At 70.2% G+C, this 23,377-nt stretch carries 17 protein-coding genes and 1 pseudogene; 9 read left to right on the top strand and 9 right to left on the bottom strand.

What is annotated here, in order from left to right; genetic code table 11:
* The first annotated feature begins 90 nt into the window (after nt 1-90).
* Nucleotides 91-1,707, top strand: coding sequence for an MFS transporter (locus GWK61_RS04930; RefSeq protein ID WP_323747408.1), 1,617 nt, complete (start codon nt 91-93; stop codon nt 1,705-1,707).
* Here GWK61_RS04930 and GWK61_RS04925 read toward each other — a convergent pair.
* The 5 genes from GWK61_RS04925 to GWK61_RS04905 form a co-directional block, all read right to left on the bottom strand.
* Complete coding sequence (locus GWK61_RS04925) at nt 1,704-2,648, bottom strand: alpha/beta fold hydrolase (RefSeq protein WP_194905405.1); 945 nt, start codon at nt 2,646-2,648, stop codon at nt 1,704-1,706. The two genes, GWK61_RS04930 and GWK61_RS04925, sit on opposite strands and share 4 nt — an antisense overlap.
* 144 nt (nt 2,649-2,792) lie before the next feature.
* Nucleotides 2,793-4,964: a S53 family peptidase gene (locus tag GWK61_RS56015; protein WP_267254215.1), complete on the bottom strand. Its 2,172-nt coding sequence runs from the start codon at nt 4,962-4,964 to the stop codon at nt 2,793-2,795.
* 184 nt (nt 4,965-5,148) lie between these two features.
* Nucleotides 5,149-6,123, bottom strand: coding sequence for an RNA polymerase sigma factor (locus tag GWK61_RS04915; RefSeq protein ID WP_194905403.1), 975 nt, complete (start codon nt 6,121-6,123; stop codon nt 5,149-5,151).
* Nucleotides 6,124-6,320: 197 nt separating this feature from the next.
* Nucleotides 6,321-7,382: a porin PorA family protein gene (locus GWK61_RS04910; protein WP_194905401.1), complete on the bottom strand. Its 1,062-nt coding sequence runs from the start codon at nt 7,380-7,382 to the stop codon at nt 6,321-6,323.
* 304 nt (nt 7,383-7,686) lie between these two features.
* The gene (locus GWK61_RS04905; protein WP_194905399.1) at nt 7,687-8,205 is read right to left on the bottom strand and encodes a protealysin inhibitor emfourin; all 519 of its coding nucleotides are present in this window, start codon (nt 8,203-8,205) and stop codon (nt 7,687-7,689) included.
* Nucleotides 8,206-8,549: 344 nt separating this feature from the next.
* Here GWK61_RS04905 and GWK61_RS04900 point away from each other — a divergent pair, with 344 nt between their 5' ends.
* Nucleotides 8,550-10,910 (top strand): M4 family metallopeptidase, encoded by a 2,361-nt coding sequence (locus GWK61_RS04900; RefSeq protein ID WP_323747407.1) that lies wholly within the window; start codon nt 8,550-8,552, stop codon nt 10,908-10,910.
* 360 nt (nt 10,911-11,270) lie between these two features.
* Here the strand turns inward: GWK61_RS04900 and GWK61_RS04895 are convergent, their stop codons facing one another.
* On the bottom strand, nt 11,271-11,795 hold the full coding sequence (locus tag GWK61_RS04895; RefSeq protein ID WP_194905397.1) for a hypothetical protein: 525 nt from the start codon (nt 11,793-11,795) through the stop codon (nt 11,271-11,273).
* A gap of 251 nt (nt 11,796-12,046) precedes the next feature.
* On the opposite strand from GWK61_RS04895, the gene GWK61_RS04890 reads away from it, so the two are divergent.
* The 5 genes from GWK61_RS04890 to GWK61_RS04870 all read left to right on the top strand — a co-directional run bounded on the left by GWK61_RS04890 (nt 12,047) and on the right by GWK61_RS04870 (nt 17,379).
* Entirely contained in the window at nt 12,047-13,243 is a 1,197-nt protein-coding gene (locus GWK61_RS04890) for a golvesin C-terminal-like domain-containing protein (RefSeq protein ID WP_194905394.1), read from the top strand.
* Between the two features lie 23 nt (nt 13,244-13,266).
* Nucleotides 13,267-14,157, top strand: a complete 891-nt coding sequence (locus GWK61_RS04885) for a CHAP domain-containing protein (protein WP_194905392.1) — start codon at nt 13,267-13,269, stop codon at nt 14,155-14,157.
* A gap of 14 nt (nt 14,158-14,171) precedes the next feature.
* Nucleotides 14,172-15,257, top strand: coding sequence for an RICIN domain-containing protein (locus tag GWK61_RS04880; RefSeq protein ID WP_194905390.1), 1,086 nt, complete (start codon nt 14,172-14,174; stop codon nt 15,255-15,257).
* 188 nt (nt 15,258-15,445) lie between these two features.
* The gene (locus GWK61_RS04875) at nt 15,446-16,105 is read left to right on the top strand and encodes a LuxR C-terminal-related transcriptional regulator (protein WP_194905388.1); all 660 of its coding nucleotides are present in this window, start codon (nt 15,446-15,448) and stop codon (nt 16,103-16,105) included.
* Nucleotides 16,102-17,379 (top strand): sensor histidine kinase, encoded by a 1,278-nt coding sequence (locus GWK61_RS04870; protein WP_194905386.1) that lies wholly within the window; start codon nt 16,102-16,104, stop codon nt 17,377-17,379. The genes GWK61_RS04875 and GWK61_RS04870 overlap by 4 nt, the downstream gene beginning before the upstream one ends.
* A gap of 54 nt (nt 17,380-17,433) precedes the next feature.
* Here GWK61_RS04870 and GWK61_RS04865 read toward each other — a convergent pair whose 3' ends face one another.
* Nucleotides 17,434-17,790, bottom strand: coding sequence for a VOC family protein (locus GWK61_RS04865; protein WP_194905384.1), 357 nt, complete (start codon nt 17,788-17,790; stop codon nt 17,434-17,436).
* Nucleotides 17,791-17,872: 82 nt separating this feature from the next.
* Here GWK61_RS04865 and GWK61_RS04860 point away from each other — a divergent pair, with 82 nt between their 5' ends.
* On the top strand, nt 17,873-18,322 hold the full coding sequence (locus GWK61_RS04860; protein ID WP_194905382.1) for a MarR family winged helix-turn-helix transcriptional regulator: 450 nt from the start codon (nt 17,873-17,875) through the stop codon (nt 18,320-18,322).
* Nucleotides 18,323-18,381: 59 nt separating this feature from the next.
* On the opposite strand, the gene GWK61_RS04855 is transcribed toward GWK61_RS04860, so the two are convergent.
* Nucleotides 18,382-19,086 (bottom strand): AIM24 family protein, encoded by a 705-nt coding sequence (locus GWK61_RS04855; RefSeq protein ID WP_194905379.1) that lies wholly within the window; start codon nt 19,084-19,086, stop codon nt 18,382-18,384.
* A gap of 184 nt (nt 19,087-19,270) precedes the next feature.
* Here GWK61_RS04855 and GWK61_RS04850 point away from each other — a divergent pair, with 184 nt between their 5' ends.
* Entirely contained in the window at nt 19,271-22,609 is a 3,339-nt protein-coding gene (locus GWK61_RS04850; RefSeq protein WP_194905378.1) for a DUF4132 domain-containing protein, read from the top strand.
* Between the two features lie 480 nt (nt 22,610-23,089).
* On the opposite strand, the pseudogene GWK61_RS58335 reads toward GWK61_RS04850, so the two are convergent.
* Nucleotides 23,090-23,377 (bottom strand): annotated as a pseudogene (locus tag GWK61_RS58335) (hypothetical protein); the annotation flags it as partial.

The raw sequence follows: 23,377 nt of genomic DNA, 5'->3' as shown, positions 1-23,377 counted from the left end.
ACTCTCCTCGAATAGATGTCGGTTGACATCCATCCTACGGCACGCTTAGATTACTAACAACATCTAAACGAGCCTGAACTGGAGACTTCCGTGGAATCGCCGACCGAGACACCAGCCCCGCTACGAAGCGTCCCCGAGACGGTCCACCGCCGACGCTGGGCCATCCTGACGGTGCTCCTGTCCAGCCTCCTGGTGGTGATGCTGGACAACTCGATCCTCAACGTGGCGATGAAGACCATCGCCCAGCCGGCTCCGACCGGACTCGGTGCCGGTCAGAGCCAGCTGGAGTGGGCGATCAACTCCTACACGCTGGTCTTCGCCGGACTGCTCTTCACCGCGGGTCTCCTCGGGGACCGGCTCGGACGCAAGAAGGTGCTGCTCGCCGGCATGCTGGTGTTCGGCGCGGGATCCGTGCTGTCCGCGGTGTCGGACTCCTCCGGGCAGCTCATCAGCTTCCGCGCGGTGATGGGCCTCGGCGGAGCCTTGATCCTGCCCGCGACCCTCGCGATCATCATGAACGTCTTCGAGCGCGACGAGCAGCCCAAGGCCATCGGCATCTGGACCGGCGCCGTCGGCTTCGCCATCGCTCTGGGCCCCATCACCGGCGGCCTGCTGCTGGAGCACTTCTGGTGGGGCTCGGTCTTCCTGGTCAACGTGCCGATCGTGGTCGTCGCGATGATCGCCATGATCGCGATCGTCCCCGACTCCAAGGACCCCAGGCCCGGCAGGCTCGACCCGGTCGGCGTGCTGCTGTCGATCGCCGGCCTGGCGCTGCTGGTCTACGGCATCATCAAAGGCGGCCAGCTGGGCGACTTCGCCCGGCCCGAGTCCTGGGGGACGATCCTCGGCGGCATGGCGGTCCTCGCCGGCTTCGTCGTGTACGAGGCCCGCAGCGACCATCCGGCCCTCGACGTCACCTACTTCCGCAACCGGCGGTTCTCGGCCTCGGTGGCCGCCATCGGCCTGATCTTCTTCGCCCTCATGGGCGTCACGTTCTTCAGCGTCTTCTACAACCAGAGCGTTCGCGGCTACAGCGTCCTGCAGTCGGGTCTGCTCGTGGTGCCGCTGGCCGTCTCCCAGATGTTCTTCGCCCCGCGGGCCCGGCTGGCCGTCGACCGCTTCGGCGCCCGAGCCGTGTGCACCGCGGGCCTCGTCCTGACCGCCGCGGCCTTCGCCGGCTTCCTGCTGCTCGGCCAGGACACCCCCATCTGGGTGCTGGAGGTGCTGTTCTTCGCGATGGGCACCGGGATGGCCCATGTGATGCCGCCCGCCACCGTCATGATCATGTCGTCGCTGCCGCGGGAGAAGGCCGGCTCCGGATCCGCGGTCAACAACACCTTCCGACAGGTCGGCGGCGCGATCGGGGTCGCGGTACTGGGGTCGCTGCTGTCCACCAGCTACCGCAGGGGCATCGCCGGCCACCTGGGCGCGGTGCCCGTCTCCGCCCGGCACACCGCCGGCGAGTCCGTCCAGGCCACCCTGGCCGTCGCCGAGAAGTTGGGACCGGCCGGAAAGGCGCTGGTACGGCCCGCCGACGACGCCTTCATCCACGCCATGCACATCGCCGCGATGGGCTCGGCGACCGTCACCCTGATCGGCGCCGTCGTGGTCCTCATCTTCCTGCCGGGAAGGAACACCGCTCCGGCCGCCCCCAGCGACGGGACCGTTGGCGCAGCCGCACCTAGCGTGAAGGCGGTTTCCCGCTAGGCCGAAGCAGCCTCACCCACGAACGCCACCACCGCCTCCGCGAACACCTCCGGCTCCTCCAGGTGCCCGAGGTGTCCGCTGTTCTCCAGGATCAGCAGCCGCGAGTCCGGGATCAGCTCACTGAGTTCCCGGCCCCAGCGCACGCCGCAGATCACGTCGAAGCGCCCCGCCACGACCAGCGCCGGGACGCGCAGTGTCGGTAGCGCGGCTCGGTCGTCGACCGTGTCGGGGGCGCCGCGCTCGTCCAGGCCGGAGATGTATGTGGCGTGCAGTGCCTTCTGGAGCTCGGTCCAGGGCTCCGGGTTCGTCCAGTACGAGGCGACGTACGCCGGGACGATCCCGCGCGCCACGCGCGTCGTCGACTCGTCGTCGCTGATGGTCGGGATCTCCGCGAACGCCTTCAGCGCGTCCGGCAGGGCCGGGTGGTCGGCGTGCCGTTCGGCGAGTTCGGCGACCATGCGGGCGGCTTCGGCGCCGAAGTCGGGGCCGGTGGTCGGTGCGCTCTCGTAGAGCACCACGCCGGCGAGGTGCTCGGGGTACCGGAGGGCGTGGTACTGCGCCACGAAGCCGCCGTGGGAATGGCCGAGCAGGTAGACGCGGGGGTCCGGGAGGTGGTCGACCAGCTGCTCGCCGAGCTGCTCGATCAGCCGCTCGATCAGCCGCTCGATCAGCCGCTCGATCAGTGCGGTCAGGTGCCGGCTGTACACCTCGCGGGTGTAGCCGTGCGGGTGCGTGGCGAGGCGACCGGAGCCTCCGGTGCCGGCCGGCTCCAGGTACACCATCGTCAGGTGCCGTTCCAGCTCCGGGGACCGGAGATAGTCCCACGCGATGCCGGGGCCGCCGGGGACGGCCACGCAGACCGGCCCCGAGCCGTAGACGTGGTAGCGCAGCGTGAGTCCGTCGGCGTCGAACGAGTTGGAAGCGGTAGAAGCGGTGCTCATGTGCGAACTTCCGATCTTGGAGGTGAACGATTCACCGGCAAGAGTCGGAAGGCGGTCCCGAGTTCGATCCGGCCGACGTGATCTGGCTCACAGCTCCGGCCGTCAAAAAACGGCCCGGCGTGAGACCACGCCGGGCCGCGCGCGTCAGCTCGTCACCACCGTCGCCGTATCCATGTCCGTGGTGCCGCCGTTGACGGTCGGGTACACCTGGAAACGCAGGGCCGAGAGTGCCTGCGGGACGGTGTACACAACCTTGTAGAACGTGTAGCTCCCCGCGGCCACGCTGTAGGACGTGCAGGCGTTCGTGTTGGGGCCCAGACCCCACAGGCAGAAGGTGCCGCTGGTCGTCCCGCCCTGGGACGAGAGCCACACGGTCGCCGTGTAGGAGGTGCCCGCCGCGGCGCTGACCGGTACGTCCTGGTAGACCGAGCCGCCGGCGGAGTTGGTGTTGAAGGCCAGGTAGCCGCTCGCGTCCTGGGCCGGCGCCGGAGCGCCGGTGGAGGTGTTGTAGTCGACCATGTTCACGGTGCCGCGGGTCGGGACGAAGCGCTGCCAACCGGTGGTGTTCTGCTCGAAGGAGCCGGCGGTCAGCTTGTTCGCGACCAGGCTGGTGGTGTCCAGATCCGTGGTGCCGCCGTTGACGGCAGGGTAGACCTGGAAGCGGATCGACGAGTACGTCGACGGCAGGCTGAGGACCACCTGGAGCTGGGTGTAGCCGGTGCCGACCGTGTAGCTGTGGCAGCTGTTGACGTTCGGTCCCAGGGCCCAGGCACAGAACGTGCCGCTGGCGGTGCCGGATTGCGCGGCGACCCACGCCGTAGCGGTCCACGAGCTGTTGGCCGCCGAGGTGACGTTGACGTCCTGGTAGACCGAGCCGCCGGCGGCGTTGGTGTTGAAGGCCAGGTACCAGGTGCCGTCGTGGGCCGTAGCCGGAGCGCCGGCGGCCGTGTTGTAGTCGACCATGTTCACGGTGCCCCCGGTCGGGACGAACGCCTGCCAGCCGGCCGACGATCCCTCGAAGGACGGCGACTGGAGCAGGTTGCCCCCGCTCGACGCGGTCGAGGCGAACGCCGTGGCGCCGTTGGGCGTGCCCAGGCCGGTGGGGCCGTCGTAGCCGGGCTCGGCGGTGCAGAAGTAGGCGGGGCTGCACGTGCCGTTGTTGCCGGTGGTCACGTCGTTCAGGGCGGAGGTGTGCTGGTAAGGGTACTGCGACGGCCGGTCGCCGCCGCCCGGCGTGCCCGCCAGGGCGTAGACGGACGCGATGATGGGCGACGCCGCCGAGGTGCCGCCGTAGACCTGCCAGCCGGCGGCGCCGTAGCTGTCGTAGACGGCGACGCCGGTCGCCGGGTCGGCGACCGCGGACACGTCGGCGACCATGCGCTTGGCACAGCCGGAGTCGGTCTGCCAGGCGGGCTTGGCGTCGTAGCCGGAGCAGCCCGAGCCGGCGCCCTCGGTGGTGGTGGTCTTCCAGACGCTCTCGGTCCAGCCGCGTGCGTTCGAGGCCCGGGTCAGGCTCGTGCCGCCGACCGCGGTCACGTACTGCGACGCGGCCGGGTATTCGACGCCCGCGCTGTAGGCGCCGTCGCCGGAGGAGACGGTGATGGCCACGCCCGGGTGGTTGAAGTAGGAGCTGTCGTAGCCGGCGTCCGAAGCGCTGTCGCCACCGCCCCAGCTGTTGCTGACGAACCGCGCGCCGAGGGCCACGGCCTCGTTCTCCGCGGTGCCGAGGTCGGCCATCGATGCTGAGTTCGCCTCGACCAGCAGGATGTGGGCCGACGGCGCGATGGCCGAGACCATGTCCACGTCCAGCGAGATCTCCCCGGCCCAGCCGGAGTCGCCGCCCGGGTAGCTGGTGCCGCCGCTCTGGTTGACCTTGCGGAAACAGCCGTTCGAGGTGGTGCACGCGCTCAGGCCGTACTGGCTGCGGTAGGCGGCCAGGTCGCTCTCGGCGTTCGGGTCGTCGTAGGCGTCGACGATCGCTATCGTCTCGGCGGCGCTGCCGGTCCCGGAGAGGTTGTAGGCCGAGCGCAGGTCGGTCGGGCCGTATCCGGACGGGGTGGCGTTCGGCACGACGGCGTCCGCCATCACCGCCTGGATGTCGGTGCGGGCCAACGCCATACAGGCCATCCGCCCGTCGCTCGGCGCGGCGCACAGGCGCTTGACGGCGACCTGGTGCCCGCCGGAGGACGCGGTGCTCGGGACCGGGCCGGACGCCGCGAGGGCGCTCTGGGCGGTGCCGATCGAGAGCGCGGCGGCGGTGAGGGTGGCGAGCGCGATCAGGGATCTGACCGCGCGGTGCCGGTGGGGTGTTTCCACGAAGGCTCCTGGAAAGGCGGGGACGGTGGCGTGGAGCGGGTGCACGACAGTGAATCAGGGTTCGAATTCACTGTGGGCGGTGGTGAAACTACTGGCCGTTCCACCGGGGTGCAAGGGTGCCCGCCCGGCCCAGTGCTCACGGCCGACGAGGCCTACGGCAACGGCCCGATCGACCGGACAAGCTCTAGGCCGCGAGCCGTTGCTCCACCACGGATTCCGCCAACGGCCGCGGATGGAACAGCCGCAGCCGCGCCACCCGGCCGCCCTCCAGATCCATCACCCACGCCGCCGACGGTGGGCAGTGCTCCGGATCGTCGGCCGGGCTGGTGACGGCCATCTCCCACACCGCCAGCGAACGCCCGGCGGTCACGTTCACCGCCCGCTGGCGTACCCCGGCGGCCAGATCGCAGTCCATGGCGCGCGTGATCAGGGCACTGCCACCCATGCGCGAGCCGCCGTACACCAACGCCACGTCGGGGGTCCAGCGCTGCGCGACGACCCGCCCGAAGCCGCCGGCCTCGGCGGTGGCGAGCGTGTCGCGGGCGTCGTCCCAGCTCGCGGCGGTGCGCGTGCGGGTGTCGCTGTGCGCCGCCTCCGCGGTCGCGGCCAACGCCTCCGCCAGCTTGGTGCGCGCCTGACTCAGCCTGCTGCGAACCGTCCCGACCGGCACGCCGCAGACCTGCGCGATCTGGTCGTACGCCGTCACCTGCTGACTGAAGTGCCGCAGCACCAGCGGCAGCCGCAGCGCCGGAGACAACTGCTCGATCGCCTCCCAGACCCAGTCCTGCATCGCGTGCCGATCGAGCAGTTCGTCCGGGCCGGCGGCGGTTTCCAACTGCGGGACCAGGGCCCGACCGTCGAGGGGAACCAGGCGGCGCGCGTCGCGCAGCAGTGCGCGACAGCGGTTGCGCACGATCATCCGCAGCCAGGCCCCGACCGCAGCCGGCTCCCGCACGTCCCCGATCCGGCGCAACGCCACCAGGACCGCGTCCTGGACGGCGTCGTCCGCGTCCGGCCCCGGGCCGAGGATGCTCAACGCCACGGCGCGCATCCCGGCTCGGTGTTCTTCCAGCAGCAGCGCGAGCGCCGTGACGTCGCCGGCCTGTGCGGCGCGGACGAGGGCGGTCTCGGTGTTGCTATCGCTGTCGCCGTACTCCATCGCAATAGTGTCAGGCACGGGTCAACTGGTTGCGTACTTCGATCTCCTTGATCGTGCTCTTCAGCGTGCTGGAAGACGCCCTCGGGTCTTCATACGTCCCGGCCGTCCTGCATCGGTGAAACCACGCGGCAGACCACGCAATCGCGGGGCGGCGGCCTGAGCTGTTGCTATTCAGCTCAGCACGGCCGAGTGCCGACTCACTCCTCCGCGGCGGACGGTTCGAGCGACTCCGGCGTGCCGGAACCGGAACCGGCCGAACCATCCGCACCAGCCCGCCGACGCCCCGTCATCACCGCCCCGACCACCAGCGCCAGCGCGAGAACCACCAACGCTGCGGGCGCCACTGTGCCCTGCCACAGCAGCTTCGACTCGTCGTCCTTCGACTGCCGGACCGCGTCGGCGATGCCCTGCGACGACATCTTGGTGTCCACGTCCAGCACCGCCGTCAGCGGCACCGTCCCCAGCTTCGACGTCATCTGCGCGGTCACCGTCTGGTGCGCGTCGGCGTCGACCGTGGTCCCGCTCAGCTGGTCCACCCACATCGTGGTCTTCGTCGCGGACGTGTACGACAGCGGCACCATCACGCTGTCGCCGCCCGGCGGCAGCAGCGCCGCCAACGCGCCCTGCATGTCCGGCGCCATCGTCGCGGCCAGCCCCTTGAGCACGGACACCGGCACCGCCGGCGGGAGCTGCGCGAGCGTGCCAGGGTCCTTCAACGCTCCGGAGGCGTCCACGGTGAACACGTACGTGGAGCGCCCGACATGGCTCTCGCTGCGCACGTACTTGGCCGTGGCCTGCGTAGCGGTCGCGCCGTCCCACCACGGGTAGTCGTGCTTGCCGGGAGCGAACGCGAACCCCACCGCAAGGCCCTGATGCGCGTCGGCGGTGACGCCGGCCGGCGCGGTCGCCGGCATCAAGGTTTTGCGATCCACGGCCCACGTCGACGTCGGATTGCCGAGCACCCCGCCGGCCCCGTTGATCGCCGTCACGTCCGACAGCACCGCGACGTTGCCGTGCATCCCGATCGCCTTGACGGTCTCCACCGCGGTGAACGGCGAGCCCTTGACGAACGCGTGCGCCAGATCACCGCCGGCCACCGCACGCTGATCGAGGTATGTGGCCGTCCCGGCATAGCGGGTGACGGTGTTCTGGTCGCTCTGGACGCGCTCGGCATCCGGCACCAGCTTGAACCGGATCACCCCCGCGACAGCGGCGCACACGACAGCACCGGCGGCGAATGCGAGAACTGATTTGCGCATGGTATCGATTCCTGACGAGCCCGGGGACAGGGGAGAACCGCGAAGAAACCGGTACTGTGACCGTCGTCACAGCGAGCCGTGTCCGGAAGGGTAGTGCCAGCTACCCGCAAGTAGGAAGAGGCAAGCTGAAGAATCTTCACCTTGCTTGATCCAGTACGTTCCGCCGCCTCGGTCCACACCTACGGATCCCGATTCGCCGACGTCAGATCGCCCGACTTGGAGGACCGCGGCCTCAGGCCTCAGATAACGTTGGCCGGCCCCTGCGCCACCGTCGTCAGCCGCCGCCAATCCAGCCGGTTGTGAGCTAGCTCCGTCGCGCAGAGTTGGAGATGGTGTATCCGACAACCTTCTTGACCAGCTCGATGCTCGCCACAGGCTGATCCGGGTCGGCGGGGCAGTCCACGAACTCGATCTGCCTGCCGCCGACGGTGAGCCGGTAGGCGAACGCATCCCGGCATCGCGTCGGCGGCCGCGTCTGGCCGGCCTCGGTGGCGAGGCGGGGATCGGTGGCCAGGGTGCGGATCTCAGTGAGCTGATCTGCGGCGAGTGAGCCGCTGGTGTGCGTGCCGGCTCGGTCGGTGGCGTTCCACGTCCCGTGCGGGTCGACCGTCACGGTGTCCTTGAGTCCGGCGAATCCGCCGGTGCGCTGGACGGCGATCTGGGGCAGCGAACCGGTGTCGGAGGTGGGGCCGTCGCCGGGGGAACGGCCGGTGGCGCCGCCGCGCTGGGATGCGCAGCCGGCGGTCATCGACGCCAGCAGGATCAGCCCGACGCCGAATGTCACGGGCAGCAGGTCTGTCGGACGTGGCTTCATGCGTGCCATCAGGTTTCTCCTCGGAGGGTCAGAGTACGCCGACGCGTCGTGAGCGGGTGCTGAGCGTTTGATTCCCGTGAGCGTTGAGCGTTTCAGTCAACAACACCCCAAGTCAGGGTAATGAATCGGCAATCCCCGGTCACGGATCACTAAATAAGGTCATGGGTTGGTAGATCCCTGTCACGTTGCGTGCATCGGCTCTTGACCGTCCGCACACCTGTCATTAGGTTCCGCTTCGAACTGTCGGACGATCAAAGCTCTGATGGTTTGTGGGGCGCTTGGGCAACGCCACCTTTCTCGCCAAGCGCTCTCCCGCACCCGTTTCCGCACCACCCCACGCGAAGGGAACGTCTGTGAGATCGCACCACACCAACACCAGCCGCCGGAGGATGCCACGGCTGATCGCCGCGGGCATCGCCGCCGGGGCCACCGTCGTCGCCACCGCGACCGCGCTGACCACTCCGGCCGCCGGCGCCGCGCGCACCGCGACACCGCCGCCTGCCCCCGCTACCGCTACCGCCCAGACGCTGGCCGCTCGCAGTGCCGACACGCTGGTGGCCAGCCACCCGGCGTTCTTGTACGCCAGCCAGGGCGAGCAGTACGTCCGGGGCTCCGTGGCCTCCTCCAGCGGGATCCAGTACGTCCCGTACGAGCGCACGTACTCCGGCCTCCCCGTCGTCGGCGGCGACTTCGTCGTCGTGACCAACGGGGCCGGCCAGGTCATGTTCCACTCCGCGGCGCAGAGTCACGCGATCGGGAGTCTGTCCACCACTCCCGTCCTGACCAGCGCCAAGGCCACTTCGGTGGCGTCGGGCCAGCTGCGGTCGGTGTCCAAGGTCGAGGGCAGCCGGCTGGTCGTCTACGCGTTGGGCTCGGGTCCGGCGACGCTGGCGTGGGAGACCACCGTGGACGGTACCGGCTCGGACGGCGTCAGCCGGCTGAGCGTGGACGTCGACGCGCGCACCGGCGCCGTGCTGCACAGCCAGGAGCACGTGGAGCACGGCAGCGGCACCGGGGCCTGGAACGGTCCGGAGCCGTTGACCATCAACACCACCAACTCCGGCGGCACCTACTCGCTGAGCCCCACCAACATCTCGAACATGCCCTGTCAGGACGCTGCGAACAACACCACGTTCACCAAGTCCACCGACACCTGGGGCAACGGCGACGCGACCAACAGGGAGACCGGCTGCGTCGACGCCGAGTACGTGGCGCAGGGCGAGTTCCGGATGCTGTCGCAGTGGCTGGGCCGCAACGGCATGGACGGCAACGGCGGCGCCTGGCCGATCCGGGTCGGCGACCAGGAGGAGAACGCCTACTACGACGGCACCCAGGTCCAGATCGGCTACAACAGCGCGGGCCAGTGGATCAGCGCGGTCGACGTGCTCGCCCACGAGATGGGCCACGGCATCGACGACCACACCCCCGGCGGCATATCCGGCAACGGCACGCAGGAGTGGATAGCCGACACCTACGGCGCCTCCACCGAGTTCTTCCTGAACGAGCCCGCGCCCTACGCCGTCCCGGACTTCCTGGTCGGCGACCAGATCAACCTGGTCGGCTCCGGACCGATCCGCAACATGTACAACCCGTCGCTGATCAACAACGACCCGAACTGCTACGACAGCAGCATCCCCTCGGCTGAGGTGCACGCCGCGGCCGGCCCGGGCAACCACTGGTTCTACCTGCTGGCCGAGGGCAGCAACCCGGCCGGCGGACCGGTCAGCCCGACCTGCAACAACTCCACGGTCACCGGTGGCGTCGGCGTCGAGAACGCCATCAAGATCGTGTACAACGCGCAGCTGATGAAGACGTCGGCCAGCGACTACCTGCACTACCGCACCTGGACGCTGCAGGCCGCGAAGAACCTGGACGCGACGTGCGCCGAGTTCAACACGGTCAAGGCGGCCTGGGACGCGGTCAGCGTCCCGGCCCAGTCCGGCGACCCGACCTGCACCGCGGGCAGCAGCGGCTTCTCCATCTCGGTGTCGCCGGCCTCGGGCTCGGCGAACCCGGGCGGCTCGGTGACGACCACCGTGGCCACCACCCTCACCGGCGGCTCGGCGCAGACCGTCGGCCTGTCCGCCTCCGGCCTCCCGGCCGGCGCCACCGCCTCCTTCAACCCGACGTCGGTCACCGCCGGCAACAGCTCGCAGCTGACCATCGCCACCTCCGCCTCCACCCCGCCCGGCACCTCCACGATCACGGTGACCGGAACCGGGACGTCGGCGACGCACACGGCCACGTTCTCGTTGACCGTCAACGGATCCGGCGGTGGTGGCGCGATCACCAACGGCGGCTTCGAGACCGGCAACCTCACCGGCTGGACCACCACCGGCACGGCGGCGGCCGTGAACTCCGGAGCGCACTCGGGCACCTATGCGGCCCAGCTCGGCAGCACCAGCCCCAGCAACACCTCGACCGCCGCGCAGACCTTCACCGCCCCGAGCGGCAGCAGCCAGCTGTCGTTCTGGTACAACGTGACCTGCCCGGACACCGTCACCTACGACTGGGCCACGGCCACGCTGAAGGACAACACCTCCGGCACCACCAAGACCGTCCTGGCCAAGACCTGCGTCGCCAGCTCCGGCTGGAAGCAGGTGACCTCCGCTGTCACCGCCGGCCACAGCTACACGCTGACGCTGACCAGCAAGGACGACAACTACCCGGGCGACCCGACGTACACCAAGTACGACGACGTCACAGTGAGCTGACGCACTAGGCGCACTAGGGCGCACTGGGCACCAGCGCCGTCGGGGACAGCCGGATTCGGCTGTCCCCGACTCGTGTTTGGACCGCGCGGCTGCCGGATGCGCCGAGCGGCCAACGCAAGTCGGGAGTACTCGGCGTCCGCTGAGCAGCTCGAGCGCCTGGGTTCCTGGCCTGGTCTGAATGTCACCGCCGGCCAGATCGCCGGCGCCGTGGAATGGCTTCGGAACCTGGCGAAGAGGTTTTCCGACCCAACCGGATGACGCCGGAAGGCCGGTGACGAACCGACGTCGACGGCTGGCGCACCGCGGGAATCCCGCGGTGCGCCAGCCGTCAGTGATTTCGCCGGGCCGCCGGCCGCGCCTTTAGAAGTACGGGCTGCAGGCGACCTGGTCGTTCGAGTTGTTGCTCAGGCAGGACGCCGCCGGGTTGTCCGGCGAGTAGACCATCGGGGAGATGACCTCGGAGCCGCCGGACCAGGGGTACATCAGGATCCAGGGACCGTGGTACATCAGGTAGCCGCCGTCGGGGCCGGAGCCGCGGCGGATCTTGTTGGAGACGTTGTACACGCCGCCGCCGGTCTGGGTGACCACGGTGTAGGTGAAGTTGGACTTGCACGTGGTGCTGTACATCAGCTCGGTCTTGAACTGCCAGCCGTTGTCGTTGTAGTAGAAGGTTCCGCCCTTGGTCGGGGCGACGGGGTAGGCGCTGTTCCAGCACGGGTCGCCCTTGGAGACCGGCACGTTGTCGCAGTTGCCGTTGCTCGGGCTGTTCGCGCAGTTCTGGCTGGACGCCGCGGACGCCGTCGGGGCCAGCACGGCCACGGACGTCAGGGCCGCGGCGGCGAGCGCGATCGGGGCGACGGTCTTGCGGATGGACTTGGCGAGCATGGGATTCCTCCGTCTGCGGATCGGGTCGGTGCCTTCGTCGACAGACACTGGCAGTGCCCTGACCTGCCGTCATGTCGGACAAAGGGGGGACCGCCGCGTCCCGTCGCCGGCCTGTCGGGTGTCCGTCCCCCGCCGCGTGGTGCGTTCGCCTGACATGACATGTCCCCCTGTGGTGCGGCCAGATTCAGCGGGGGAGAGGTTCACTCCCGCACCACCCGGACGCCGTCCGGGCTGACCGCTCGGAGGACATCGTGGGGAAGCTCGCACACATCGGCCGGGTCCTGGCCGGACTGCTGATCCTGGTGGCGACGATCGCCACGGTGGGGACACCAGGCTCGGCGCAGGCCGCCGCCGGCCCGTCGCCGGGCTTCGTGGTCGGACGGGCCCAGCACCTCGGGAACGACTACCCGTGGGAGACGCTGGGCCAGTTCGAACACCAGGACCAGGGCGCCGACCCGTGGAACGAGTACTACGGACAGTGCGACTCCTTCGCGGCGTGGAAGGCGTACGAGAACCTGAACGGCTCCGGCGCCGGCCCGAAAACCGCCCCGAAGCCCGCTCCGAAACCCGCCGCGTATCCGGCCCCGAACTGGTCGCCGGCGAACGCGGCGGTCAGCAACGTCGACCAGAACACTTGGGGCAACGCAGGGGACTGGGTGACGTCGGCCCGCGCCCACGGCTGGGTGGTCGACGCCGTCGCGACCCCCGGATCGATCCCGATCTGGGACAACGGCCACCTCGGACCGGTCGGGCACGTCGGCTACGTGGACGACGTCTACGCCGACGGGTCGATCACCGTCGAGAACTACAACCTGCACGCCAACGGCGAGTACTCGAAGTTCCACCTGCCGCGCGGCGGCGGACCCGAGACCAGCTTCGGGGCCACCTACCAGATCCCGTGGCCGGACGGCTTCGCGCACCTCGCCGACGGACCGGCGCGCGCCGCCGACGGAACCGTGCTCCCGCCCGAGCTGCCGGTGCCGAGCACGACCGAGTACGGCTACGCGTACTCGCCGGACGTCACCCTGGTCGGGCCGGGTTCGCCGGCATCGCAGTTCTCGACGACCGGATCGTGGCCGACGCGTCCGGGCCACGGTGAGCTGGCGAATATGCGCTACACGCCGACTTCGGGCTCTGTCACGGCAACGGCAACGACCACCGCTACGTGGCGGCCGACCGGCTTGGTACCGAACACCTGCTACCGGATCGACGCGTTCGTGCCGGACAACTACTCCGACGATCCCGCCGCGTCCTACACCGTCTCCGGACTGTCCGGAACGGCGGCGGCCTCGGTAGACGAGAACGCCTTCACCAACGACTGGGCGGAACTCGGCGTCTACCGGGCCACCGCCGCCGGCGGCCTCACCGTCCACCTCGACAACCGCGGCGCGACCGGGCTCTACGTCGCGGCTGACGCGGTCCGCTTCTGGCCGCAGCCGACGTGCTGACCTGCCGAAACCCAAGGAGAATCATGTCCAGCAAGCACAGCCTCGTCCGCCTGGCCACCGCGAGTGCGTTGGCGATCGGCTCGATCGCGCTGACGTCCACCGCCGCGCACGCCGCGACCACGTACAAGGTCTCCGGTACCGATGGCACCCTGGCCGAGCAGAGCCAGCCGGCGCAGAACCACGTCGTCGGATGGCTACACGAGGGCGATTCCGTCCAGGTCGTCTGCCAGGTCAACAACGGCGGGCAGGACCTCGGCGACGGCGGGACCTCCCCGTGGCAGCAGTCGCGTACCTGGGACAAGCTCACCAACGGCAACTGGGTCTACGACCACTTCATCACCACCCCGGCCCAAGGCTCCGATGGCTACTCCCCGGGCGTCCCGCACTGCTCCGGTCCGTCGTCGTTGACGACCGCGATCGCCATCCCGAGCCTGTCCATCGGCGGCATCAGCGTCTACGGCACGACCGCCGGCCCGATCTTCAACGACGGGCCCGGCTTCACCAACGCCGCGCGCGCCGAGTCGCTGGCCACCGCGGAGGCCTCGGGCTACTGCCAAGACCTGGTCCTGGCGAACTCCGACTTCTCGTTCCTGATGCCGGACATCAACTACGTCGCGCGCTGGCCGCAGGACGCGCGCGACAACGGCCGTGACGTGTCGACGACCCCGGTGGTCGGCTCGGTCGTGGTGTTCAACCCCGGCCAGCACCTGTGGTCCGCCACGCACTACTGGGACTACGGGGACGGGCACGTCGCCGTGGTCGTGAAGGTGGATTCGAGCTCGTACACGGTCGCCGAGTTCAACTTCAACCTCGGGGGCGGCGGGCGGCACATCATGAGCTTCCGCCGGATCCCCTGGCCCGACCCGTACCCGAACTCGCTGGGCGGTCCGTCCGTCCTGGCCTTCATCCGATGAGGAGCGTGAGCGGCATGATTTCCAGTGACAGAACCGGCCCTACGGTCCGCGGCCCGGGCCACCGCGTGAGCCATCGCCTGGCGACCGGTGTCCTAGCCGTGCTCGTGACCGTGGCCGGCCTCGTCGGCCTCGGCGCCACCGCGGCCCGCGCCCTCGGCCCCGGCGAGGTCTGCGCCTTCATCGAGCCCGACGGCGGCACGGTCCTGGGCAACAACTTCGGGCACATCGGCTGGGGCTTCCTGATCGGCGGCACGGACCAGTGGGTCTACGGCGCGACCGAGAATCCCAACGGCACCTATCAGATCAACGCGCCGGGCTTCAACGGGGCGTGGAAGCAGCAGGGCACGTGGGCGCAGATGATCGACGACTTCACCTTCCAGTACGACTACCCGTCGCACGCGGTGAACTCGCAGAGCAACTCGCCGGAGCCGGCGCATCCCTACACCATGTACAAGTGCGAGACGACCGGTACCAGCTCGGTGGGCGCGGCCTCGAAGGCGGCCACTGACAACATCAGCGCCGGCTACACCGGGCTCGGGAACAACTGCCTGGACGCGACCTACCGGGTGCTCAACGCCTACGGCGCGCCGAACCTGCCGTGGCCCTCGACGCATCCGCGGCCGTATCAGGACTGGTACAGCTCGCTGGACGGCTCGACCTGGACCATCGGCGGCAAGCTCGGCGAGACCTGGATGAACAACAAGTCGGGGCTGATGCTCGACGTCAGCGGTCCCAGCACGAGCAACGGGGCCGTGGTCCATCAGTGGTCGTACAACGGCGGGGACAACCAGTGGTGGTTCCGGCCCTGGCAGGCTGACGGCTACACCAGGCTGTTCAGCCGATACAGCGGCAAGTGCCTCGGGATATCCGGGGGCAGCACGGCGCAGGGCGCGCAGGCGGTCCAGTGGGATTGCAACGGCAACCCGGACCAGTTCTTCGAGTTCCGCTGGACCGGCAAGACCAACGGCGGCTGGCCGGTCTACAACATCGTCGACTACAACAGCGGCTTGTGCCTCGGGGTCAGCGGGGGCAGCACGGCACAGGGGGCGAACGTGATCCAGTGGCCGTGCAACGGCAACGCCGACCAGGAGTGGTTCTGACATCACCAGTGGTGTGGCCGGTCCCGTCTCGACGGGGCCGGCCCGCACGGCGTTTCGCAGTGTTCGTCATCAGTGTTCGTCATCAGTGTTCTTCATTAGAATTCTTCATCACTACCCTTGCCAACCGGCGAGGTCCGGGAGACGATATGGCACCGCTAGGCGACTCACGCATCCCCGAGGAGCCCGAGATGATCCGAGTCGCCATCGTCGACGACCACCCGATCGCCCGGCGGGGGATCGAACAGGTCCTCGCCGAGGCCCCGGCGCTGCGCGTGGTCGCCTCGGCCGAATCCCCGGCCGCCCTGGCCGCCGAGCTGTCCGGCGCGGAGCCCGGCGGGTATCCGGACGTGATGGTGCTTGATCTGTACCACGACGGCGAGGAGCCGTGCCTGGAAGCGGTGTCCCAGCTGAGCGCCGGGACCCGGGTGCTGGTCATGTCGGCGTCCGGCCGGCCGGCCGACGTGCTCGGCGCGATCCGGTGCGGCGCCGCGGGGTACGTGACCAAGCAGACCAGCCCGGAGATGATCGTCAGCGCGGTGGAGACGGTGGCGGCCGGCGGCTTCTACCTGTCGTCGCAGCTCGCTGACATCCTGCAGGCCGAGCTCACCCGCCAGCAGGCGCCGCCGGCGCGGCAAGCCCGCGGCGGCGATCTGTCGCCCCGGGAGGAGGAGACGCTCAGCCTGATCGCCCGCGGTTTCACCCACTCGCAGGTCGCCACTCGGATGAAGGTGAGCAAGGCCACCGTGGACACGTATGTGGAGCGGATCCGCGCGAAACTCCAGGTCGGGAACAAGGCGGAGCTGACGCGGGCGGCGTTGGAATATCTGTCCGACGAGTCGGTGTCGTGAAACTGATCCGGCGTAGCGCGGCTGCCACCGCCGCCAGCACCGGAAGCGGAAACGCCTACGACGGCCACGAGGCTTCGGACGGCCAGGGGACTGTCGGCAGCCCGGCAGATCCGGACGAGCAGACCACGGCGGCCCGCGTCGAGAACGTCCTGGCCCGCGCGGCGGTGTTCTTCAGGGTGGCCGGACTGGCCCAGATCGCGCTCGCCGCGGCCTTCGACGCCGGGCGCTACCCCCGGCCGCTGCCGACCTTCGGGCTGATCACGGCGGTCGCCGCCGAGAGCGTCCTGTGGTCCGCGGTGACGCTGCGGGCCCGTCGGAACCAGCCGGCGGCGACGGTGCTCGACACGGTCTTCATGGTGGCGGCGATCCCGGTCGGCGCCTGGCTCACGGCACCGCGGGACTTCCATACGTGGGTGCACTTCATGTACCCGTTCAGCCTGATCGCGTGCATCGCCCTCGGGGTGACGTTCACCAGGCTGCGCACCGTCGCGGGGCTCACGATCCTGATCGTCGCCAGCTACACCACCTCGGCGGTCCTGCAGCACCACGACCCGCTCTGGAACAGCGCACCCAACGCCCTGAGCTACATCGCCAACACCACCGTCGCCTGGGCGGTGGCCCGGCACCTGCGGTCCAGCGGCCGCGCCGCCGACGCCAGCCGAGCCGCGGCCGTGCACCATGCCGACGAACTGGCCCGGGAGCGGGAGCGGGCACGGCACGCCCGCATGCTGCACGACCGCGTGTTGCAAACGCTGGAGACGCTCGCCCACGGCGACTGGTTCCCGGACGCGGACCTGCGGGCCCACCTGGCGACGGAGGCCGCCTGGCTGCGCGCGCTCGTCGAGGGCCAGCCCCTGGACCAGCCCGCCGACCTGCTCACCGCGCTCCAGGTCGTGGTGCAGGGCAAGACGCGCATAGGCCTGCGCGTGGACTTCAACAGCACGCAACTGCGCGAGGCCGCACAACTGCGCTCCACGCTCCCGGCCGCGATCGTCACCGCCCTCGCCGAGGCCACCGGCGAAGCCCTCACCAACGTCGCCAAGCACTCCGGCGTCGACACCGCCACCGTGCGCGCGACGCTGACAGAACACGAAATCGTGATCAGCGTCCTCGACCACGGCTGCGGCTTCGACGCCCGCACCGTCCGCCCCCGCATCGGCCTGAGCCACTCGATCACCGACCGGCTGGCCGAGGTCGACGGCGTCGCGCGGATCGACAGCGCGCCGGGGTCGGGGACTTACGTGGAGCTGGCTGTGAGGTTGGAGCGCGCTTGACGCGTGGCCAACGCGCGGCAACTACAGGCATCGCGGCGAAGGCCGCCCGAGCCGTCAGCCGTGCAGCGTGACGACGTACCCGTCGGGGTCGGCGAACGCGAAGGTCCGGCCGAAGGGGCCGTCGAACGGTGCGGTCACGATCCGCACGCCGTGCTCGGCCAGGTCGTCGTGGATCTTCTCGACGTCGTCGGCCTTGAACCACAGCGCGACGCCCCAGCCGAGCTTGTCGACGGTGTCCAGGTCGGCCAGGGGGTCGCGGACGGCGAACGGGACCGGCTGGGTGTCGAAGACCACCGCGTGCGGCGGGGAGAAGGCTGCGCGGGTGAGTCCCAGCCGCTCCTCGTAGAAGCGCGCGGAGGACTCCAGGTCGTGGACCTGCAGCGAGATGAACGACGGGCCGATGACAGCCATGATGGGAGCACCTTTCAGTATCAGGAAACCTGATATTGACACTACGCCGACGCCCCGACCGATGCAAGGTAACCTGATACTCGTGGAGACCACCGACCGGCCCGGATACCTGATCAAGCAGGCCCAACTCGCGCTGAACGCGCACATGTCCCGGGCACTGCACGACCAAGGCGTCACCCTCTCGCAGTTCGCCGTCCTCACCGCCCTGGACGACGAGCCGGGCCTGTCCAACGCCGAACTGGCGCGCCGCGCGTTCATCACCCCGCAGAGCATGAACGAGAACCTGCGCGAGCTCGAAGCGCGCACCTGGATCCGGCGCAGCCCGCATCCGGTGCACCGCCGGATCCTGCGGATCGAGCTCACCGAGGAGGGCCGCGCGACGCTCCAGGCCTGCGACGCCGCGGTGACCGTCATCGAGCAGCAGATGCTCGCCGGACTCGACGCCGGACAGCGCCGCGAACTCGCCGCGGCGCTGCACAGTTGTATCGCCGCGCTGAAGCCCGCGCAGCCGGACGCGGCCGAAGCCCCGTGATCTGACCTGCCGAAGTACTTCAGGCAGCTGCTCTGGTCGTTCTGGTCGTTCTAGTCGTCCTAACCGTTCCCGTTGGGCTGCGGCAGGTAAGGCTCCAACGAATGCGCCAGGTTCGGCAACGGCATCGACTGCAGCCAGATCTGCCCCGGCCCGGTCAGCGCCACCAGGAACAGCCCGTCGCCGCCGAACACCTTGTTCCGGATGCCGGGGACCGTCGTCATCGTGAACTGCACGCTCGACTCGAACATGCCGATGTGCCCGGGGTGCACCAGCATCTGCTGGCCCTGCCCCAGCGTGTAGTGCGACAGCTCGCCGGACAGCTCGATCCAGGCCCGGCCCTGGCCGTCCAGGCGCTGGAGCACGAAGCCCTCGCCGCCGAACAGGCTGCGGCTGAACGTCTTCTGGAACGCGACGGTGGCGGTGATGCCCGGCGTCGAGGCCAGCCAGCCGTGCCGGTGCACGATCAGCGGCAGGTGCGGCTGGACGTCCACCGGCATGATGTGGCCCGGCACCTTCGCGGCGAAGCACAGCAGCGCCGTACCGCCGCCGGTGGCGTCGTAGCGCGTCATGAACAGCCCACCGCCGCCCGCCACCCGCTTCAGGCCGGCCATGAAGCCGCGCGCGCCGCCGGAGTTCATGGTCTGCGACATCTGCACGTTCGGCGACATCCACGACAGCTCGCCGTGCGGCGAGATGATCGACTCGCCCGGAGTGAGCAGGAACTCCAGCACCGGCATCGTGGTGCCCTTGACGTTGGCTTGCACAGCCGCCTCCCCTGTTTGCGCCCGTTTTGGGGATCTTTTGTCACGCGGCCGTGCCGCCCCCCTCGCACACCATAGCGATCGGCGGTTGCGAGCGAGCGCCGGAGCGGGAACTCACGACGCGGCCCCTTCGTCGGGGGTCACTGCTAGCTTCTCAACATTCTGTTATCAACGGGGAGAGGCTCATATGGACGCAGTGGACGAGGCGACGTTCCGGATACCCGAGACATGGCGGGACTCCGTAGTGGTGAGACGGGGCGGCCGGACGACGAGGGAAGTCGTCCCGGACGAGACCGCCGAACAGTTCGACAAGGAGCTGACCGAGCTCCAATCCAAGCTGTCGGAGGAGATCCTGAGTCATCCGGACAGCGATCCGGAGCTGGTGTCGGCAGCTCGCGCCTATGTCGCGGGCACGCCGACGCCCCTGGGCGCCGCGGTCGCGACACTCGTCCGGCTGACAGCTCTCTACCAGCCGGAGTGGTTGCAGGTTCCGCGGCTCGCCGACGTGTGGGTCGCGCGCCACGGCCTGGTGTTCGCGGCGCAGGCCGTGGCGGAGCTGGGACGGGTGTTCCTCGACGGGCCGGGGTCGTCGCAGGCGTTGCAGCGTCCGCGGCCGGAGGAGATCGACTCCTATTGGGGCGAACGGCAGCGCATCGCCTACCGGATGCGGTTGTTGCTCACGGCAGCCGACGACGCGGACCACCAAGCCGTCGTCGACGCCCTCGCGCACTCTCGCGACGGCTGGTGGTCGCGGGTGCTCGTGGCGTTCCTCGTGCCAGGACAGACGCCGTGGGTCGACGAGCTGTGCGCCGAGGCCGCAGGGGTCCGGGAGTTCGACGGAGTCCTGGGCACGCTGTTGTGCGCGATCGGCACGGCGGAGCAGCTGGACATGGTCGCGGGGCTGAATCTGCGGGCCTACACCTGGAACAGCAACTTGCTGACGCTCACCGACGCGCTCGGTCCCGACATCGTCCCCTTCGCCGACGCCCTGCTCGATCGGGACTGGTCGCCCGACGAACACGCGCACGCCCGCGAGCTGCTGGCGGCCCTCCCCGGCGACCAGGCCTTCGAGACGCTGCTGGCCAGGATCGGCCGACGCGGCGTCCGTCCGGCCGTGCTGAAGTCGATGGAACGCGATCCGGTGCGTGCGGTCCGGGTTCTGGCTCGCACCGCGGAAAGCGATCAGATCGCGGCGGATCTGCTGATCCGGCATCTGCGGACCAGGCCGGACGTGCTGGCGGGCGACCTTTCGGAGGCCGAGCTTCCCCGGACGGCGCGCGCCACGGCCGCGGCGCTGCAGGCCGCCGACGAGCGGCTGTGCGAAGGGCTGCCCGACCTGCTGGTGCGACCGCCGTGGACCCGGCCCCGGTCGGCCAAGCGGGCCGAACCGGTCATCGTCGGCGATCTGCCCGCCCCGCCTCCGCCCCGCATCGTCTGGCAGCCGGACGAGCAGGGCGAGTGGGCCCGGGCCGCGGACGAATGGGGCCAGTGGGCCTATCTGCCCGACTGGCCCGCGGCGCTCGCGGATTTCGCGGCGGGCACGCTGTGGTACGCCGGCGTCGCCCAGGTGCTGGTCGCCGGGCCCGAGGAGCAGGTACGTCCGCTGCTGGCCGAATGGCGGCCGAACGACTTCTTCCGGGCCGGGATCTGGGGCCGGCAGACCGTGGCCCGCTTCGGCCTCGACGCGCTGCCGCCGGCCTTGCACATCGCCAGGGTGCGACCGGCGAACGGCTTCCTTCTGCTGCCCTTCGTCGCCGCCGAAGTCGCCACCCTGATGGCGGACTGGTTGGTACGCCTGAAAGCGGCGCGTGGGTTCGCGGCCGCCTGGCTGTCGCGGCACGCCGACGCGGCCGTGCCGCTGCTGCTGCCCGCGGCCCTCGGAACGCCGGGACCGGCCCGACGCGACGCCGAGGCGGCGCTGCGTTTCCTGTCCGCCGACGGCCTGGACGTCAGCGCGGTCGTGGCCAAGTACGGCGCCACGGCGCGCGCCGCGATCGATGCGATGCTGGCCGCCGAACCGACCGAGACGCCGTTGGCGAAGGTCCCGGTCACCGGCGGCTGGCTCGCCGGCCGGCCGCTGCCGGAGCTGCTGCTGCGCGACCGCGCCAACCGGCTGCCGGAATGGATCGTCGACCACGTGGTCACGATGCTGGCGGCGTCCCGGCCCGGCGACCGGTATCCGGGCCTGGACGTGGTCGCCGAGGTCTGCGATCCGGGTTCGGCGGCGCGGTTCGCCTGGCAGCTGTTCGAGATGTGGAACGCGGCCGGCACGCCGCCGAAGGACGGCTGGGTGCTGACCGCCCTGGCCTGGTCGGGTGACGACGACACGGTGCGCCGGCTGGCCCCGCTGATCCGGGCCTGGCCGGGCCAGGGCGGGCACGCCCGCGCCGTCGCCGGGCTGGACGTCCTGGCCGAGCTGGGTACCGACACGGCGCTCACCCAGCTCCACAACATCTCGCAGAAGGTGCCGTTCAAGGGCCTGAGGTCGCGGGCCCAGGACAAGATCGCCGAGCTGGCGCGGAGCCGCGGGCTCAGCCCTGAGGAACTCGCCGACCGGCTGGTGCCGGACTTCGGCCTGGACGCGCACACCGCCCTGGTGCTGGACTACGGGCCGCGCCGGTTCACGGTCGGGTTCGACGATCAGCTCCGGCCGTTCGTCGTGGACGGGAACGGCAAGCGGCGCAAGGACCTGCCCAAGCCGGGCGCCGATGACGACCCGGAGCTCGCACCGGCCGCGCACCGGCGGTTCGCCGGGTTGAAGAAGGACGTGCGGACCGTGGCCGGGGACCAGATGCTGCGCCTGGAACGGGCGATGGTGGCGCAGCGGCGGTGGAGCGTGGCGGAGTTCGAGGAGCTGTTCGTGCGGCATCCGCTGCTGTCGCATCTGGTGCGCCGCCTGGTGTGGGTGATCGACGAGGACGGCGGCGCTCGCGACGGCGACGGCGACGGCGATGGGACTGGCACTGGCGCTGGTCACGGCAGCGGCAGCGGCGACGGCCCGCGCACCGGCTTCCGAGTGGCCGAAGATGGCACCTTCGCCGACATCGAGGACAACACACTGACCCTGCCGACCGGTGCATCGGTCGGCATCGCGCACCCGCTCCATCTCGGTGAGCACCTGCCGGCGTGGGCGGACGTGTTCGTGGACTACGAGATCGCGCAGCCGTTCCTCCAGCTGGGACGTCCGGTCTACGCCGCCGACCCGGCCGCGCTCGACCGATTCGACGGCATGACCGTCCCCACCGGCAGGATCCTCGGCCTGGAACGGCGCGGCTGGGAACGCGCCAGACCGGCCGACGCCGGGCTCCAGTTCACCGTGAGCAAGGCGCTGCCCGGCGGACGGCGTGCGGTGATCGGGCTGGAACCGGGCATCGCCTCCTCCGGCGCGGTCGACATCTTCCCCGAGCAGAAGCTGAGCGGGATCGCCGTGTGGTCGGCACGCTCCGATCCGGCGCAGAGCACGATCGCCTCGCTGGACGCCGTGACGGCCTCGGAACTGCTGGCGGACTTGATGCGGCTCCAGTGACGGTCCTCCGTGATACCGCCGTGTAGCCACCGTGAAGCCGACGCCGCCTAACTTCCCCCTTGAGCCACAAGGGTGCGCCGAGCCACAGTCCAGCGCCAGCGCCGCGCGCGCCAGTCCCGCCGCCAGCGCCGGATCGCTATCGAGCGCCGAGGCCGCATCGCGGACCAGCCGCGACAGCCAGCCGCTGTCGACGTCATCCGGCCCGACACCGAGCCGGTATCCGACGCCGTCCCGGACGATCGCATCCGGCCCGCAGGCACTGCGCGTCCGCGACACCAGGACTTGCAGCCCCTTGAGTCCATTGCCCGGCGCCGCCAACAGCGCCTGCGGCCGCTCACCCACGACGGGGACACCGCGCCAACGGACGTCGTCCAGCAGGGTCAGCGCGATACTCACCGGCCAAGTCTAGAAGCGCGCCGTGGCTCCGGGCCCGCCAAGCCCGGCCGGCCGCACTGGCCGGGCTTCAGCAGGGCTCTCAGGTCACTCCCGCTCCGCCCACACCGAAAGCCGCCACACCATCTCCCCGGACGCCGGAACCCGCGCCTGCTCGCCCGGGCCCGCCTTCGCCAGGTCGAAAGCCCGCCCGAGCATCGGCTCGATGCCCACGCTGCGATACGGCGCGCCCGCCGGCCAGCCGTTGAGGTTGCGCCAGAGTGCGGTCGAGATCGGGTCGGCGTCGGCCTCCAGGCGGAGTGTGAGGCGGTCGGGGCCGTCGGCGATCGTGACCTCGCCGGTGGCCAGGGTGGCGGCGGTCGCGCTGCCGTCGGG

The sequence above is a fragment of the Catenulispora rubra genome (assembly GCF_015356825.1).
GTDB lineage: Bacteria > Actinomycetota > Actinomycetes > Streptomycetales > Catenulisporaceae > Catenulispora > Catenulispora rubra.
Note: the sequence above shows the minus strand (reverse complement) of the source record. Positions and strands in the feature narration are given on the sequence as shown.